Source organism: Pseudarthrobacter sp. NCCP-2145, assembly GCF_023708005.1.
Lineage (GTDB): Bacteria > Actinomycetota > Actinomycetes > Actinomycetales > Micrococcaceae > Arthrobacter > Arthrobacter oxydans.
The window spans coordinates 49,790-66,708 of the sequence record NZ_BRCG01000027.1; the positions used below are offsets into that span (position 1 = coordinate 49,790).

Sequence of the window (16,919 nt, forward strand, 5' to 3'; positions counted from 1 at the left end):
GACTCGACTGCATGCCCGAGGAGAAGTACGTCGCCGTAGTCACCAAACCGGTTGCTGCGCCGCAACCGGGCGAGGCGGCGTTCTTCGATGTGGACAACACCCTGATGCGCGGTGCCAGCCTCTTCCACGTTGCCCGCAAGATGCACCAGCGCGGGGCGTTCACCATGGCCCAGGCGGCCGGGTTCGCGTGGAAGCAGTTCAAGTTCGTGGCCCGCGGCGAAAACATGGACGATGTCCACGCCGTCCGCGACTCCGCACTGACGCTGGCGGCCGGCATCACGGTTGATGACATCAAGGCGCTCGGCGAAGAGGTCTACGACGAGATGATCGCCTCCCGCATCTGGCCGGGCGCCAAAGCGCTGGCGGAGCAGCACCTGCGCGTGGGCCGCCGGGTGTGGCTGGTGACCGCCACCCCCATCGAAGTGGCCACGGTGATCTCTACCCGGCTGGGACTGACCGGGGCGCTGGGGACGGTGGGGGAAATTTCCGAGGGCATGTACACCGGCCGCCTGGTGGGTGACATCCTGCACGGCTCGGCCAAGGCTGTGGCCGTCCAGGCCATTGCGGACGCCGAGGAGCTGGACCTCAAGCGCTGCTGGGCGTACAGCGACTCCTATAACGACATTCCGCTGCTGACCCTTGTGGGCCATCCGGTGGCCATCAACCCGGATGCCCGCCTGCGCCGGCACGCCCGCGACAACAACTGGCCGGTCTACGATTTCCGGTCAGGCCGGCGCGCGGCCACGTTCGGCCTCAAAGCCGCGACGGCCGGCGGCGCCGTCTACGGGCTCTGGAAGGGATTTGCCCGCATCCGGGGCCCGCGCATCTAGGTCGCAGCAGATGTCCTTATGAGCCTTGTTAACGACATGTGCTGCTACCTGGTTGGGGACAGCACAAGAAAATGCCCGCCGCCTCGGAAGGCGACGGGCATTTCCTGCGCTGTTCGAAGTATCTCTACTTCTTGTTGCGGCGCTGGTGACGGGTCTTGCGAAGCAGCTTGCGGTGCTTCTTCTTGGCCATACGCTTGCGACGCTTCTTAATAACTGAACCCACGTAAGTTCCTTACAAACTAGATGCAGTACCTGTCTGATGGAAATTGTTCGTGGACAGAGCTACGAACTGAACAACTGACAGATTCTTACAATGACGTAAAACGTTCCTTAACAGGGTACCGCTTCCGGAAGGCGGCTACGGACAGCTGCTCAGGCTGTCTCGGAGTGGCCGTCCACCACAGCACCTTTGAGGTACTGCTCAACGGCCTGTTCCGGAACCCGGTAGGAGCGGCCGAAGCGCACTGCCGGCATTTCGCCGGAGTGCACCAGCCTGTACACGGTCATTTTGGAGACGCGCATGACCTGGGCTACTTCAGCCACGGTCAGGAACTTCGCGTTGGAGAAGTTCTGTTCTGCCGACATTTCCCTATTTTCCTTTGCTGACGGATGGACAACAGTGACCCCAGGTACGTGCCAATGCGGTGTTCCGATGCTGAGCCATCCACCAACCACCTATCTAGATACTCTAGATGTTCGTGTGGCAGAAGTGAAAGTAGTAAATCCCCCTATTTCGCCTCCCGGCGCTTGCGCGCGGATGCCGCCAGTTGGTCCAGGACGGAGACCGAAACGTCCCATTCCATGCAGGCATCGGTGACGCTCTGCCCGTACACGAGCTCAGCGCGTCCGGCCGCGTGCTCGGCAACATCCAGGTTCTGCGCACCGCCCACCAGGAAGCTTTCCAGCATGACGCCGGCAATCGCCTGGGCCGACGTGCCGCCGTCCTCGAGCTGCGCGCCGATCTCCAGCGCCACCTCGGCCTGCCGGTGGTGGCTCTTGCCGCTGTTGGCATGGCTGGCATCCACAATGAGCCGCGGGTTCAGCTGCTTGCCTGCCAGCTTGGCTGACGCCGCCCCGACGTCGGCGGCGGAGTAGTTGGGTCCCTTGCGTCCGCCGCGGAGGATGACATGGGTGTCCGGGTTCCCGGCAGTGGACACCAGCGCCGCCCGGCCGTCACCGTCAATGCCCAGGAACGCCTGGGCCGCGGCCGCCGCACCGCAGGCGTCGATGGCCACCTGGAGGTCGCCGTCGGTCCCGTTCTTGAAGCCGATGGGCATGGACAGCCCGGACGCGAGCTGCCGGTGGATCTGGCTTTCGGTGGTGCGCGCCCCGATGGCGCCCCAGGAGATCAGGTCCGCCATGTACTGCGGGCTGATGGGTTCGAGGAACTCCGTTGCCGTGGGGAGGCCCAGGGCGGTGACCTGCTGCAGGAAGTGCCGGGCGGTGCGGAGGCCGGTCACCATGTCGTGGCTGCCGTCCAGGCGGGGATCGTTGATGAGGCCCTTCCAGCCCACGGTGGTGCGGGGCTTTTCGAAGTAGGTGCGCATCACGATCAGCAGGTCTTCCCTGTGCTTCTCGGCCTGGCTCACCAGCCGGCGTGCGTACTCAAGGCCCGCCTTGGGGTCGTGGATGGAGCAGGGCCCAACGATCACCAGCAGGCGGTCGTCCACGCCGTCCATGATGGCCCGGACTTCATCGCGGCCGCGTTCGACGACGTCCGCCACCCGGGCGTCCAGCGGCAGTTCCGCGATGAGTTCCTGCGGGGTGGGCAGCGCCGTGAATTCGCTGACGCGCAGGTTCGACGTGGACCTGGCCGCGGATTCCGTTGCGGAAATGCCGGCGGTTGTGGTTGCGGGGGCTGTTGCGGTGCTCATGTTCGGGTCCTGTTCCAGATGGGAAGCGGGCCCGGATCAGAACCCGCCGGAGAAACGGCGAAGGGCAGAGAATCATCTCTGCCCTGTTGGCTCTGAAGGAAAGTTGGTTGCGTGTCAGTTAGACGCGGGCCCCTCCAGAGCCAACGAAAAATACGCATACCAACGGTTAGTCATGCCATGAACCATAACCGCGGGTTCCGCGGATGGCAAAACGGTTACGTTGCATCACGCGACAGGCTTGCCACCAGCTCGGCGTGCTTCCGGTCCGTGAGGCGGTACCAGTACATGATGCCCACGGCCGCCAGGACCAGGACTCCGGGCAGCAGTCCCGCCGCGGCCCGGATGGCCAGTGTTGCGGATTGCGGCTGTTCTGCCACGCCCGAGGCGTAGCCGCCCCAGGCCAGGGAAAAGGCCACAACGCCGGCACCAAAGCCCATGCCCAGCTTCCTGGTGGCGGCCAGGAGCGCGTAGTTGATGCCCTGCACCCGGACTCCGGTCTTCCACTCGCCGTATTCCACGGTGTCCGCGATCAGCGCCCACGTGACAATGCTGACAGACGCGGAGGCAAGCAGCCCCAGCACCAGGCCAGCCACGCCCAGCAGGGGCGCCTCCACGGGTGCCAGGAAAACCAGCAGGCCCCCAACGGCACCGAGGCCGGCGCCGGCGCTGTAGACGGCACGTTTGCCCCAGCGTGCCACCGGACGCGGAATGAGGACCGCCAACGTGAGCGTAATGGCCACCTGCGCGGCGGCCATGAGGGGAAACAGGTCCACCCGGGACAGGACATCGCGGAGGTAGTAGAACTGGGATGCTCCCGTGGCGGATGTTCCGGTGACAAAAAGCACCGAGCTGACGCAGAGGACCACCAGCGGCGAATTTGCCTTAAGGGCCGCCATGCTCTGGCTGAGGGTGATCCTGGGGACGCTGCCGGGAACCTGCTCGGCGCAGGCGGCACCGGTGAAGGCGTACAGGGCCGAGCCCACAACCGCGAAGGTGATGGTCAGCCAGGTGAAGACCTGCTGCATGTCCTGCCCGGCCCCCAGGAGCGGGGCAATGAAGAAGCCGAGCGTGGCGCCAACGGACAGCCCGCCGAGGGTCCGGGCGCCGCCCAGCCGGGCGCGCTGCCGGGCGTCCTGCGTCATGGCCCCCACCAGGCAGCCGTAGGGAACATTGACCATGCTGTAGGCGACACACACCAGGCCGTACGTGCAGTAGGCGTAGAGCAGCTTCAGGGACGGTTCGACGTCCGGAACATGGAACACCGCCACGCTCAGCAGGAGCGGGATGAAACCGAACATCAGGAAGGGCCGGAACTTCCCCCAGCGCCTGCTGTGGACGCGGTCCACGATGCGCCCCGCGGCGATGTCCGTGAAGGCGTTGAAGACCCGCAGGAGAAGCAGCAGGGTTCCCGCGGCGGCCGCCCCGATCCCGGCAACATCCGTGTAGTAGACGAGCAGGAACATGTTCCCGGTGCTGATGATCATGCTGTTGGCGGCGTCACCGGCGCCGTAGGCAAAGACGCTGAGCCTGCTGAGTTTCTTCATTGCTTCCTGTTCCAAGGGACTGAGAAACCGTTTTCTCACATCCGCAAATGGAACTTACCCCAAAATCTTGCGCAGAAACAGCAGCTGGCGGATCCAGTGGTGTTCCTGGCCGCCCTCGTGGTTGTTGAACCGGTACACCTCAATCTCCTTCCCGGCGCCGGTTCCGGAGGAGCCTGCCGTTCCGGAGCCATAGGCGTTGAAACTTGCGAAGACCGTGGACGGCGGGCAGATGTCGTCCATCTGGGCGGCTGAATACAGCGCAGGGGCTGTTGCCCACCGGGCCAGGTTGACGCCGTCGAAATAGCGCAGGACGGCGAGCGCGGAGTCGTACCGGTCCCGGTGCCGGGCCAGGAACTGGGCGATCTCGGGGTACGGGCCGCGGGGTGTGATGTCGATGGCCCGGGGGAAGTCCTGCAGGAACGGGACATCGGGCAGCGCGGCGATGACGCCGTCGAGCCTTCCGGCGGCCAGGCCCGCGGTGGCCACCACAATGCCGCCGCCCTGGCTGACGCCGGCCAGCACCACCCTGGAGGGGTCGACGGCGGGCTGGGACTGGGCGGCTTCCACGGCCCGGAAGGCGTCCACGTACACACGGCGGTAGTAGTAGTCCTCGCGGTTTCCGATGCCCCGGGTCATGAGTCCGGCGTGGGCGACGTCCCCGGCGGAGGGGTGCGGGTCCGGCGTGTCGCCCAGCGTGCCGCCGTAGCCCTGGCCGCGGGTGTCCATGATGAAGTGCGCGTAGCCGGCCTGGGCCCAGCGGGTGTCCTGGTTGACCAGGCCGCGGCCGCCGGAGTAGCCAACGTACTGGACCACCACCGGCAGTGACGCCCCGGGTTCCCTGTGCGCCGGGAGGTGGAGCCAGCCCCGGACCGGAGCGCCGCCGTAGCCCGCGAAGGTGACGTCGAAGGTGTCGATGACGGAAAGGTAGTTTTCCACCGGCTCAAAACTGGCGTCCAGCGGGAAGGCCCGGGCTTCCCTGATGGTGGCGTCCCAGAAGTGGCCCAGGTCCTCCGGGGGCGTCACGTCCGAGGAGTAGGCGCGGAGCTGCGCAAGGGGAAGGTCGAAGAGCGGCATGGGTCATCCAATCCTGTCGGTAGGGGCGCTGCGAGGGGCGCTGTAGGTGAGAACTGCGGGTATTCCTGGCTCAAGGTGCGCTTCCCTGGTGCCCGGTCCATACCGGACCAGCACCTTGACCGGCTTCTGCGCGGCCAGGGTTGCCTGCACCAGCCGCCCGTCCTGCCAGTCCAGGTCCACGTCCACCCCGGGCCGGGCACGGAGCCGCCGGGCGCGGCCGGCGGGCAGCTCGGAGGGGAGGGCGGGGAGCAGCTCTATTTCGTGGAGCCCGCCCACGGTCCGGTGGCTCTGGACCAGGCACTCGGCCAGGGCGGCCACGTACCCGAGGTTGCCGTCGATCTGGAACGGCGGGTGGGCGCCGAAAAGGTTGGGATACAGGCCTCCGCTTTGGCCTCCGCGGGGCGTCTGCATGTCCCGGAAGTAGAGCCGCAGGAGGTCGCTGACTTTTCCGGCCTGGCGGAGCCGTGCGCGCAGCAGGATCTTCCAAGCCAGCGACCAGCCGGTGGCTTCGTCGCCCCGGCCGTCCAGGCTGGCCCGAACCGCCGCTTCGAGCCCGGGGGTGAGCGGCGTGTCCCCGGGATAGGCGAGGTAGAGGTGGCTGACGTGCCGGTGCCCGGGTTCCCATTCCTCCGGATCGTCAAGCCACTCCCGGAGCTTTCCGCCGCGTCCCGGTGCCGGTGCGGGAAGCCGGGGCAGGGCACTGCGTGCGGCGGAGGCCACGGGGTCATCTTCCAGGCCAAGGCGGCGGGCCAGGGTGTCCAGCATCCGGAAAACATCGCCGATGAGGGTCAGGTCCATGGTGGCGGATTGGGCGGCGGATCCCTGCACCCGGGTGCCGGTGGACGGGTCTGCCGCCGCAAACGTGTTCTCCGGGGACGTGGACGGGCTGGTTCCCAGCGAGCCGTCCGGGAAATTAACCAGCAGGTCCAGGGCGAATTCAGCGGCACCGCGGATGGCCGGCCAGGCTGTGTACCGGGCGAAGCTGTCCGGGGCGAAAGTGTCCGCGTCCGCGGAACTGTCCGTGCTGCCAAACTGCAGATGCTCCCACAGGTGCCGCACCAGCCAGGGGCCTGCCATGGGCCAGTACGCCCACTCCGGCGAATGCGCCCCGTGCCCCACCGGTTTTGCGTAGGCCCACAGATCCGAGTTGTGGTGCACGGCCCAGCCGCGGGCGCCGTAGTACTCCCGGGCCACCGCGGACCCGGTCCCCTGCATCGCCTCGATGAGGGCAAAGAGCGGTTCCGCACACTCGGCCAGGCCGGTGGGTTCGGCGCCCCAGTAGTTCATCTGCAGGTTGATGTTGGTGGTGTAGTTGGAGCTCCAGGGGGCCGGCAGTTCGGCGTTCCAGATGCCCTGGAGGTTGGCCGGCACTCCGCGCCAGGCCGTCCCCTGCCGGGACCCCGCAGGGGCGGACCGCGAGCTGGAGATCAGCAGGTACCGCCCGTAGTTGAAGAGCAGCGCCGCCAGGCCGGGATCGGCCGCCAGCGGGCCGCCAGGGTGGGCGTTGGCCGCCAGCAGCCGCCGGCCCGTATCTTCGCTTTCCCGCACCGGAACATCGAATTCCACCCGCGCGGCCCCGTAGAGCCTGGAGTGGCTCTCCCCGTGCCGGCCAAGCAGGACTTCCCGTCCGGAGGCCCGGGCCTGGTCCACCACGGTACGGGCGGCGGCCGCGGCAGTGGAGGCGGTGCCCCGCGGCTGGCGGGCCAGCCCCGCGAAGGTGGTGTCGGTGGCGAGGTAGATGTCGGCGCGCCGGACGCCGGTGGCGGCCAGGCCGTCGTCGTGCGCTGATGCCTGCCTGGCGGGGCCGGCTGGTCCCTGCACGGGCCGGCCGTCATGCTCCCAGGTGGCCGCCACTGCCCCCTGCATGCTGAGGGAATCGTCCTCCGAGTACTCCACCACGCCGCCGTCGTGCGCCGGGGCTGCGTCGGAGGGCATTTTCAGTTCGAGGGACAGCCTCCCGTCCCCGCCGGAGCGGCGGAGGATACGCAGCGGGGAATCCAGTCGCAACGCAAGGTCGAGGCCCTGCGGCGCGTCGGTCCGCAGCGAGACCACCAGCACTGACGGATCATGGCTGATGAACGCTTCCACCCGGACGGCGTGGCCGTCCAGGCGGTACGTGTTGGTATTGAGGGCGCGGGCCAGATCCAGGCCGCGGTGATAGTCCGACGACGGCTGTGCGGGAGCGCCGCCGCCTCCCTTTTCCCCTGCTGCCGGGTTTGCTGCGGTGGCTGCCGCGGTGAGGTAGAGGTCGGCGAACGGGAGGTACGCCTGGGAGTGCCGGTGCTGCAGGCCTTTCAGGGTTACCGTGGCGCCGGCGAAGTCGCCGGAACCGATCAGGCGGCGGCTTTCGTTGAGGATCCGGTCCGCCTCCTCCCGGCTGAAGACGGGCTCCCGGTCCTGGCTGCGCGGTGACCCGGACCAGGCGGACGAGTCGTTGAGCTGGAACCGGTGTTCCACCTCCGCGCCCGCCTGGCTGCCGCCGAACACCATGGCGCCCAGCCGGCCGTTTCCCAGGGGAAGGGCCTCCAGCCACCGGGCAGCAGGCGCATCGTAGGCAAGGACGTGTTCTGGGGGCATGGGTTCAGATCCTAGGGCCGGCCGGGGAACAAGGGAAGGTCAGGCCACACGGTGAACAGCAGCTACAGCCGCGAGAGTTCCGGAACGAACACCTGCAGGTGGTGGCTGTGCACCACCAGGGCACGGAGGTCGGCCAGCTCCCCGGAGACTGCCCCCGCGGCGCGCGCCTGCACCAGGACGTTGCCCAGCGCCGTTGCTTCCACGGGCCCGGCCACCACTTTCTTCCCGGTGACGTCCGCCGTGAGTTGGCAGAGCAGCCTGTTCTGGGAGCCGCCGCCCACTATGTGCACCACGTCCACGGTCCGGCCGGCCAGGCGTTCGGCGTCCCGGAGGGTGCGGGCGTAGCCGGCGGCCAGGCTGTCCATGATGCAGCGGGTGATGGCGGCGGGATCGTCCGGCAGTACCTCTCCGGTGCGCCGGACGGCGGCCCGGATACGCCCGGGCATGTTGTCCGGGGCGATGAAGTAGGGATCGTCCGGGTTGACCTGCGGCCCTCCCGGCGGCAGCGCGGCCGCCGCGGTGAGCAGCGCCGTCAGTTCCGGCCGGAACCCCTCCTGCGCCCAGGTCCGCTGGCATTCGCTGAGGAGCCAGAGCCCGCCCATGTTGCGGAGGTAGCGGATGGTGCCGTCCACGCCGCGTTCATTGGTGAAGTTCGCTTCGCGGCTGGCCTCGGTGAGGACCGGGTGCTTCAGTTCCAGCCCCACGAGCGACCAAGTGCCGGAGGAGATGTACGCGAAGTGCTCCCCGCCGTTGTCCGCTTCCGCCGGGACGGCCGCCACCGCCGAGGCGGTGTCGTGCGAGCCCACGGCCACCACCCGGGTGTCCTGCGGCAGGCCCACCTGCGCGGCGATGCCCGGCAGGAGGGTGCCCACGGCCTCGCCGGGCTGGACCAGCGGCGGGAACAGATCCTTCCGCAGGCCCAGGGCGGTGAGGAACTCGGTGGCCCACTCCCCCGCCACGGCGTCGAACAGGCCCGTGGTGGAGGCGTTCGTGGCCTCCGTCCGCCGGACGCCGGTGAGCAGGAACGCGATCAGGTCCGGGATCAGGAGTGCCTGCACCCCGTCCAGGTTCTTCTCGCTGGCGAGCTGGTAGACGGTGTTGAACTGCAGGAACTGCAGCCCCGTGGTCCCGTAGAGGCGCGCGGGGTCCAGTTTCCGATGCACGGGTTCGACGGCCGTGCGGCTGCGGTCATCGCGGTAGCTGAAGGGCTGGGCAACCAGCTCCCCGGATTTGTTGACCAAACCGTAGTCCACCGCCCAGGTGTCGATGCCGATGCTGGCCACCTGTTCCCCCTGCGCGGCGGCCACGGTGGCCGCCGCCGCCAGGCCCGTGAGCACCTCGGCGAAGAGGGCGTCGAAGTCCCAGCGGAGGCCGCCGTCGATCTCCACCACGCCGTTGGGGAAGCGGTGGACCACCTCCAGCTCCACGCTCTCGCCCGAGCTGACGCGTCCGAGGATCACGCGGCCTGAGGAGGCGCCAATGTCGACCGCGGCGAACACGCCGGGGGCGGAACGCGCGCCGTCGGCGCCCTGAACCTGCCCGCTCATCGCAGGAAGGCTGCGGCCACTCCGGCGTCCACGGGGATGTGCAGGCCGGTGGTGTGGGACAGTTCGTTGCCGGTGAGCACGGCGGCGGCGTTGGCCACGTGCTCGGGCAGGACTTCGCGCTTGAGCAGGGTGCGCTGGGCGTAGTACTCACCCAGTTTTTCCTCGTCCACGCCGTACACGGCGGCGCGCTTGGCGCCCCAGCCGCCGGCGAAGATGCCTGAGCCGCGGACCACGCCGTCGGGGTTGATGCCGTTGACGCGGATGCCGTGCTCGCCCAGTTCAGCGGCGAGCAGGCGGACCTGGTGGGCCTGGTCCGCCTTGGTGGCGGAGTAGGCGATGTTGTTCGGGCCGGCGAACACGGAGTTCTTGGAAGAGATGTAGATGATGTCCCCGCCCAGGCCCTGGGCGATCATCACCTTGGCCGCGGCCTTGGCCACCAGGAACGAGCCCTTGGCCATGACGTTGTGCTGCAGGTCCCAGTCCTTTTCGGTGGTTTCCAGCAGCGGCTTGGAGATGGACAGGCCGGCATTGTTGACCACCAGGTCCACGCCGCCAAAGGCCAGCACGGCGGCGTCGATCGCTGCCGCAACCTGGGCCTCGTCCGTGACGTCCGCCTGCACACCGACGGCAACATCGGGTCCGCCGAGTTCTTCGGCGACCTTTTCGGCGTTCTCCAGGTTCAGGTCCGCGATGACCACGCACGCGCCTTCCGCGGCGAGGCGCGTGGCGATGGCCTTGCCGATACCGGAGGCCGCACCGGTCACCAGGGCGATGCGGGTGGCGTGGGACTTCGGCTTGGGCATGCGGGCGAGCTTGGCTTCCTCCAGCGCCCAGTACTCGATCCGGAACTTCTCGGATTCCTCGATCGGGGCATACGTGGAGATGGCTTCGGCGCCGCGCATCACGTTGATGGCGTTGATGTAGAACTCACCGGCAACCCGGGCGGTCTGCTTGTTCGCCCCGTACGAGAACATGCCGACGCCGGGGACCAGCACAATGGCCGGGTCCGCGCCGCGCAGCGCCGGGCTGTCCGCATCCGCATGGCGGCTGTAGTAGGCCTGGTAGTCCTCGCGGTAGTCCGCGTGCAGCTCATGCAGCCGCGCGATCGAGTCCTCCACCGAGGCGTCGGCGGGCAGGTCCAGGATCAGCGGCTTGACCTTGGTGCGCAGGAAGTGGTCGGGGCAGGAGGTGCCCAGCGCGCCCAGGCGCGGGTGCCCGGCGGCTTCCAGGAAGTCCAGGACGACGGCGTCATCGCTGAAGTGCCCCAGCTGCGGCTTGTCCGTGGAGGCCAGGCCGCGGATCACCGGTGCCAGGGCAGCGGCCTTGGCACGCCGCTCTGCTTCGGGCAGGGCGCCGTAGCCGGGCAGCTTCGGTCCGAAAGGCTCGGCCTTGCCGTTGTCCCGGATGTACTTCTCCGCCTGGTCGATGATCCACAGCGAGTTCTGCTCGGCCTCGTCGGACGTGGCGCCCCAGGCGGTGATGCCGTGCCCGCCCAGGATGGTCCCGATGGCCTGCGGGTTGGCGTCCTTGATCGCGGCGATGTCCAGGCCCAGCTGGAACCCGGGCCGGCGCCAGGGCACCCATACCACCTTGTTGCCGAAGATCTTGGTGGTCAGCGCCTCGCCGTCCGCCGCCGTCGCAATGGCGATGCCCGAGTCCGGGTGCAGGTGGTCCACGTGCGCCGCATCCACCAGGCCATGCATGGCAGTGTCGATCGACGGGGCGGCGCCGCCCTTGCCGTGCAGGCAGTAATCGAACGCGGCCACCATTTCGTCTTCACGCTCAACGCCGGGGTAGACGTTCTTCAACGCGTTCAGCCGGTCCAGGCGCAGCACGGCCAGGTTTTCGGCCTTCAGCGTGCCCAGGTCCCCGCCGGAGCCCTTCACCCACAGCAGCTGGACGTCCTCGCCCGTGACCGGGTCCTTCTCCGTGCCCTTGGCCGAGGTGTTGCCGCCGGCAAAGTTGGTGTTCCGCTTGTCCGCACCCAGGCGGTTGGAACGGGAAATCAGGTCTTCAACAGTGGTATTCGTCATGACTTTTCAGGCGCCCCATCCGGCTTGCTGGCCGCCCACGCGGTCCTCGTTGATCTTCTTCTGGTAGCCGCTGGCATTGAACGCGGCCAGCGGGTCCGCGGGCAGTCCGCGGGATTCACGCCACTCGGCCAGGACCGGCCGGACGTCGGTGTAGAACGCATCATTGAAAATACCGTTGGCGGCCAGCACGTCCCCGGAGCGCTGGGCCTCGGCCAGGGCAGCGGTATCCACCAGCAGGGCCCGGGCCGTCATTTCCTGGACGTTCAGCACGGAACGGATCTGGCCCGGGATCTTCTCCTCCAGGTTGTGGCACTGGTCCAGCATCAGGGCCACGCCCGAATCCTTGCCAAACCCGCCGCCGCGGATCACCTCATGCATGATGCGGAACAGCTGGAACGGATCCGCCGCGCCCACAATCAGGTCATCGTCCGCATAGAAGCGGGAGTTGAAATCGAACGAGCCCAGCTTGCCCAGGCGCAGCAGCTGCATCACGATGAACTCGATGTTGGTGCCCGGCGCGTGGTGGCCGGTGTCCAGGCAGACAAACGCCTTCTCGCCCAGCGCGAGGGTCTGGGCATAGGACGTGCCCCAGTCCGGAACATCGGTGTGGTAGAAAGCCGGCTCGAAGAACTTGTACTCAAGCACCAGCCGCTGCTCATCGCCCAGCGCCGCGTAGATCTCCTGCAGGGACTCGGCCAGGCGGTCCTGGCGGCCGCGGATGTCATCCTGGCCCGGGTAGTTGGTGCCGTCAGCCAGCCAGATCTTCAGGTCCTTGGACCCCGTGGCGTGCATGATGTCGATGCATTCCAGGTGGTGGTCGATCGCCCGGCGCCGCACCGCCCCGTTGGACGAGGTCAGGGAGCCGAACTTGTACTCGTCATCCTGGAAGGTGTTGGAGTTGATCGTGCCCAGGCCCACACCCAAACCTGCCGCGTACTCCTTCAAGGCGGCGTAGTCGTCCACCTTGTCCCACGGGATATGCAGCGCAACGGTAGGAGCCAGGCCAGTCAGTTCATGGACCTTCGCTGCATCCGCAAGTTTCTCCTGCACGGTGCGCGGAGTGCCGGGCGTGCCGAACACCTTGAACCGCGTCCCCGAATTTCCATAGGCCCACGAAGGGACCTCGATGGCAAGCTCCTCGAGCCTGCCCAGCGCCGTTGCTACGTCATTCATGATGGTTCTTTCCGGTGTCGTGATGCTGTGGTCGGTGGTGCGGCCCGCTGCTGGAGCCGGTGGCGTCAGTTCGCGGTGGACTCGGCCGCCGCCAGCTGGCTGTCAAGGTTGAAGACTTCCTCCAGGACCTGGAACCCTTCATCGGGAGCCTGCCCGGAATCTTCAAAAAGCGTGGCCATTTCCGCCTGCCAGCGGGCGTTGACGTCCTTCAGAGCCATGCGGGCCCGAACCGCGTCGAAGTCGTCGCATTCCAGGTAGCCCACAAGGAGCCCGTCCCCGGAGAGGAACAAGGAGTAGTTGTTCCAGCCGGCGTCCTTGAGTGCGCGGAGCATGTCCGGCCAGACAGCGGCGTGCCGCCTGCGGTATTCGTCGATCATGGCCGGCTGGACCGAGGAGCGGAAACACACCCTCATTTTTGGTTCTCCTGAAATAGCAAATCTTTGAATCGTTTCATTGTTACGATTCAAAGTACTCTTGAAGCTGAGCAGGTGTCAAGCATTCCAGGCCGCGGTCCACAACCCGGCCTTAGTGCGTGCCACAAAGAGCAGCAGCACGGAGAATCATGAATCGTTCAGCCAGTATCAAGGACGTCGCCAACCATGCCAGCGTGGCGGTGGGCACGGTGTCCAATGTGCTGAATTACCCGGACAGGGTTTCGCAGCGGACCAAGGACCGCGTGCTGAAGGCCATTGACGAGCTTGGCTTCGTCCGCAACGACGCCGCCCGCCAGCTCCGCGCGGGCCACAGCCGCACCATCGGGCTCATCGTCCTGGACGTAGGCAACCCGTTCTTCACCGCCGTCGTGCGCGCGGCCGAGGACGCCGCCGCACTCCACGGCAGTGCTGTCCTGCTGGGGGACAGCGGCCACGACGCCGCCCGCGAGGCCAACTACATCGACCTCTTCCAGGAACAGCGTGTCCAGGGCCTGCTGATCTCCCCCGTGGGCGATGTAACCGAGCGGCTGGACCTCCTCCGCGAGCGCGGCGTGCCCACCGTCCTGGTGGACCGGCAGGCGGACGAGGCAAAGTTCAGTTCAGTGGCGGTGGACGACGACGCCGGCGGGTACCTGGCAGCGCGGCACCTGCTGGACACCGGCCGCCGTCGGCTCGCCTTTGTGGGCGGGCCCACCTCCATCCGGCAGGTGGCCGACCGCCTCCAGGGTGCCCGGCGTGCAGTCAAGGAGGAAGCGGACGCCACGCTGGAGGTGCTCGAGTCCGAGGGGCAGACCGTCCTGGCCGGACGCAGCGTGGGCAACTCGCTGGTGGAGCGGGGCCGTGAAGGGCTGCCGGACGGCATCTTCTGCGCCAACGACCTCCTGGCTTTGGGCGTGATGCAGTCCCTGACCATGACCCACACGTTCCGTATTCCGGAGGACGTCGCGCTGATCGGTTACGACGACATCGACTTCGCCGTCTCCGCCGTGGTTCCGCTGTCCTCCATCCGGCAGCCCACGGAGGCATTGGGACGTACGGCCATCCAGCTGCTCGCCGAAGAGGTCGAATCCCGGAATCCGGCGCACCGGTCGGTGGTCTTCACGCCGGAACTGGTGGTGCGGCAGAGCACAAAAGCAACTTAGTTACCGGCCTGCAGCCATTTCATGGACTCGGTCCGCGAGGTGAAGAACCGGGTGGGGCACGGCGGAATATGCACGCCCAGGAAGAAGTTGGCGATGATCCGGTCCACCGGGCTGGCACCCAGCAGCGCAATGCGGTCCGCGGCGCAGGGGATGGAAAACACGGAACGGGCCGCCCTGGTGACATCCTCGGTGGTGGCCATGTCCACCAGCATGGGATAGGTCTGGTCCCCCGCTATCTCATTGACGGCCGCCATGGCAGCCTGCGCGTCCTCGATCTCTATCCGGACCTTGGGCTCCCAGATCAGGTGGATGACGCCGTCGGAACGCAACTCCACCGTCCCCTTGCCGCCGTCGACAGTTAAAGGCTCCAAAACTGCTTCCCTCCCCTGGGCAGACCCGCATGACCCTCCTATCATGCCGTAGCTTTACCGCACGCACTGCTGCAGCGTAGCCTGATGGATGCCCGCTTCAGTTACCGATGAGCAGAACCGGCTGCTGAGGTCCTGGCTTGGCCCGTTCAGGGTGGTCAAGGACTACTCCTGGCCCCTGCAGGACACCTCCGTCCTCCACGTGTCCACGCCCGACGGCGCGGGCTTCATCGTCAAGGCGAGCACCACCAGCCACCATATCCGGCGGGAGATCGCCGCCCTCGCCCCGGGATTGCCCGGCCCCCACGGCACAACCCCCGTGCTCAGGCAAGCCTCGGTAGAGGCGGGAATCCTGGTGACGGAATTCCTGCCCGGAACGCCGGTGGAGGGATCCGCTGCCGAGTACCGCCCCGAAACGTACCGCCAGGCCGGAGCGCTCCTGGCACGGCTGCACCGCCCAGCCGGGACCTCGGCCGACTACACAAAGAAGATCGCCTACCAGACGCAGCTGCTCATCCGCTCGGCTGAAGGGCTGCTGGCCGCCGGCCTCCGCGCCCGGGCCGCGGAGGAACTGGCCGGCATCATAACGGCCCCCGTGGAACTGGTGGCCACCCACGGTGACTACCAGCCCAGGAACTGGCTGGTGGACGGGGAAACGATCAAAGTCATCGACTTCGGGCGGGCCGATGCCCGCCCCTGGGTCCACGACCTGGTCCGCCTTACCCACCAGCAGTTCCTTGGGCGGCCCGCCCTGGCGGAGGCCTTCTACAGCGGGCTGGGGAAGCAACCCACGGGCGCCGAAGCCGGCGTGTGGCATCTCGAAAACCTGAACCAGGCCCTGGGAACCGTGGTCTGGGCGCACAAGATCGGTGACGCCGCCTTTGAGCAGTCCGGAGTGGAGCGGCTGGAGCGGATACTGGCGGGCTAGGACCTCCTGCGAGGATGGAGCCATGGAATTCAACCGTCTGCTGCAGATCCGGCGCATCTATGCGCAACCCGCTGCACTGGAACTGCCACGGGGGAAGGAGATCGTCGGACGCTGGCCGGACGCCGACGTCGTGCTTGTTGACAGCCATTGGAACATCCCCGAGCTGCACGGTGAAGAAACCAACGTGCCGCGCTGGTCCCGGATCAAGACGGAGGCACTGGTCCTGGGCGTCAAGAAGGCACTGTCGGTCAAGCCGAACGGCCGGTCAGCGGACTTCATCGCACCCTCAACCGCCAATGGCTGCGCCATGGCCTGCGCCTACTGCTACGTGCCCCGCCACAAGGGGTACAGCAATCCCGTAACCGTGTTTGCCAACATCGGCCAGATTTCCGCGGCGCTGGAACGGCACGTGACGCGCCAGGGCATGAAGCTGGAGCCAAACCAGTGCGACCCGGAGCTCTGGGTCTACGACATCGGCGAGAACAGCGACTGCTCGGTCGATGCCCTGGTCAGCGACAACGTGGAGGACCTCGTCACGCTCTTCCGCGACCTGCCCACTGCGAAGCTGTCCTTTGCCACCAAGTTCGTCAACCCGGCGATGCTCGGCTGGGACCACGGCGGACACACCCGGATCCGGTTCTCCCTGATGCCCGCGGCCCTGGCGAAGTCCATCGATGTCAGGACCTCCCCCGTGGCTGACCGGATGGCCGCCATCAACGACTTCGTTGCCGCCGGCTACGAGGTGCATGTGAACTTCTCCCCCGTCATCATCACGGACACGTGGCTCAGCGATTGGGAGGAGCTGCTGCGCCAGCTGGACCGCACCCTCAGCTCCGCCGCAAAGGCCCAGCTCGCGGCGGAAGTCATCTTCCTGACCCACAACGAGCGGCTGCACGAGGTTAACCTCGGCTGGCATCCGCAGGCCGAGGACGTGCTGTGGCGCCCGGACCTCCAGGAGTCCAAGGTCTCCTCCAACGGCTTCACCAACGTCCGCTACCGCGCGGGGACCAAGGCGCGCTACGTGAACCAGCTGACGGCGCTGATTGAAAAGATCGCACCGTACTGCCGGGTCCGCTACGCGTTCTGAGGCTGCCCGGGGGCACACCGGACAGCGGGAGGGCCCCGCGCTAGACTGATCCCATCATGACCGGCGCCCGTCCCCGTCTCCTTGCCTGGCTCGTTGCCCTGGCGACCTGCCTCGGGGCCTGCACGCCCACCGTCGGCATCAACGAGGCGCCCGCCGGGCAAGCGGTCCCGGCTTCCCCCGCGCAGCAGGCCCCTGCCTCCACCGCGCCTCCCTCCGCAACCGGCCTTGCCCTCGAACCCCAGGGGACCACCGCTGCGGCTCCCACCGCTGCACCCACGCCCGCGCCGCCGCCGGCCCCCGCACCACCC

At 67.4% G+C, this 16,919-nt stretch carries 15 protein-coding genes and 1 pseudogene; 5 read left to right on the forward strand and 11 right to left on the reverse strand.

The window, feature by feature from the left end:
* Nucleotides 1-11 precede the first annotated feature (11 nt).
* The gene (locus NFU08_RS18860; RefSeq protein ID WP_066278758.1) at nt 12-830 is read left to right on the forward strand and encodes an HAD family phosphatase; all 819 of its coding nucleotides are present in this window, start codon (nt 12-14) and stop codon (nt 828-830) included.
* A gap of 124 nt (nt 831-954) precedes the next feature.
* On the opposite strand, the gene NFU08_RS18865 is transcribed toward NFU08_RS18860, so the two are convergent.
* The 10 genes from NFU08_RS18865 to NFU08_RS18910 form a co-directional block, all read right to left on the reverse strand.
* The gene (locus NFU08_RS18865) at nt 955-1,053 is read right to left on the reverse strand and encodes a 30S ribosomal protein bS22 (protein WP_003792170.1); all 99 of its coding nucleotides are present in this window, start codon (nt 1,051-1,053) and stop codon (nt 955-957) included.
* Nucleotides 1,054-1,202: 149 nt separating this feature from the next.
* Nucleotides 1,203-1,415, reverse strand: a complete 213-nt coding sequence (locus NFU08_RS18870) for a helix-turn-helix domain-containing protein (RefSeq protein ID WP_174177867.1) — start codon at nt 1,413-1,415, stop codon at nt 1,203-1,205.
* Nucleotides 1,416-1,558: 143 nt separating this feature from the next.
* Complete coding sequence (locus tag NFU08_RS18875) at nt 1,559-2,704, reverse strand: 3-deoxy-7-phosphoheptulonate synthase (protein ID WP_251425373.1); 1,146 nt, start codon at nt 2,702-2,704, stop codon at nt 1,559-1,561.
* Between the two features lie 215 nt (nt 2,705-2,919).
* Nucleotides 2,920-4,248: a glycoside-pentoside-hexuronide (GPH):cation symporter gene (locus NFU08_RS18880; RefSeq protein WP_174177865.1), complete on the reverse strand. Its 1,329-nt coding sequence runs from the start codon at nt 4,246-4,248 to the stop codon at nt 2,920-2,922.
* Between the two features lie 54 nt (nt 4,249-4,302).
* Complete coding sequence (locus NFU08_RS18885; RefSeq protein WP_251425376.1) at nt 4,303-5,322, reverse strand: acetylxylan esterase; 1,020 nt, start codon at nt 5,320-5,322, stop codon at nt 4,303-4,305.
* A gap of 3 nt (nt 5,323-5,325) precedes the next feature.
* On the reverse strand, nt 5,326-7,899 hold the full coding sequence (locus NFU08_RS18890; RefSeq protein ID WP_251425379.1) for a glycosyl hydrolase family 95 catalytic domain-containing protein: 2,574 nt from the start codon (nt 7,897-7,899) through the stop codon (nt 5,326-5,328).
* 62 nt (nt 7,900-7,961) lie between these two features.
* Nucleotides 7,962-9,446, reverse strand: coding sequence for a rhamnulokinase family protein (locus tag NFU08_RS18895; RefSeq protein WP_251425382.1), 1,485 nt, complete (start codon nt 9,444-9,446; stop codon nt 7,962-7,964).
* Nucleotides 9,443-11,479 (reverse strand): bifunctional aldolase/short-chain dehydrogenase, encoded by a 2,037-nt coding sequence (locus tag NFU08_RS18900; RefSeq protein ID WP_251425386.1) that lies wholly within the window; start codon nt 11,477-11,479, stop codon nt 9,443-9,445. The genes NFU08_RS18895 and NFU08_RS18900 overlap by 4 nt, the downstream gene beginning before the upstream one ends.
* A gap of 6 nt (nt 11,480-11,485) precedes the next feature.
* Nucleotides 11,486-12,652 (reverse strand): L-rhamnose isomerase, encoded by a 1,167-nt coding sequence (rhaI, locus tag NFU08_RS18905; RefSeq protein ID WP_251425389.1) that lies wholly within the window; start codon nt 12,650-12,652, stop codon nt 11,486-11,488.
* A gap of 65 nt (nt 12,653-12,717) precedes the next feature.
* The gene (locus NFU08_RS18910) at nt 12,718-13,065 is read right to left on the reverse strand and encodes an L-rhamnose mutarotase (protein ID WP_251425392.1); all 348 of its coding nucleotides are present in this window, start codon (nt 13,063-13,065) and stop codon (nt 12,718-12,720) included.
* Nucleotides 13,066-13,214: 149 nt separating this feature from the next.
* Here NFU08_RS18910 and NFU08_RS18915 point away from each other — a divergent pair, with 149 nt between their 5' ends.
* Nucleotides 13,215-14,228 (forward strand): LacI family DNA-binding transcriptional regulator, encoded by a 1,014-nt coding sequence (locus tag NFU08_RS18915; protein ID WP_251425395.1) that lies wholly within the window; start codon nt 13,215-13,217, stop codon nt 14,226-14,228.
* Here the strand turns inward: NFU08_RS18915 and NFU08_RS18920 are convergent.
* Complete coding sequence (locus NFU08_RS18920; RefSeq protein ID WP_104184673.1) at nt 14,225-14,599, reverse strand: STAS/SEC14 domain-containing protein; 375 nt, start codon at nt 14,597-14,599, stop codon at nt 14,225-14,227. The genes NFU08_RS18915 and NFU08_RS18920 overlap by 4 nt on opposite strands.
* A gap of 88 nt (nt 14,600-14,687) precedes the next feature.
* Here NFU08_RS18920 and NFU08_RS18925 point away from each other — a divergent pair, with 88 nt between their 5' ends.
* The 3 genes and pseudogenes from NFU08_RS18925 to NFU08_RS18935 all read left to right on the forward strand — a co-directional run.
* Nucleotides 14,688-15,524, forward strand: a complete 837-nt coding sequence (locus NFU08_RS18925; RefSeq protein WP_251425398.1) for a phosphotransferase — start codon at nt 14,688-14,690, stop codon at nt 15,522-15,524.
* 22 nt (nt 15,525-15,546) lie between these two features.
* Nucleotides 15,547-16,611 carry a spore photoproduct lyase family protein gene (locus tag NFU08_RS18930; RefSeq protein ID WP_251425401.1) on the forward strand — a complete coding sequence of 355 codons (1,065 nt, stop codon included), beginning with the start codon at nt 15,547-15,549 and terminating at the stop codon, nt 16,609-16,611.
* 56 nt (nt 16,612-16,667) lie between these two features.
* Nucleotides 16,668-16,919, forward strand: a pseudogene (locus NFU08_RS18935) (hypothetical protein); the annotation flags it as partial.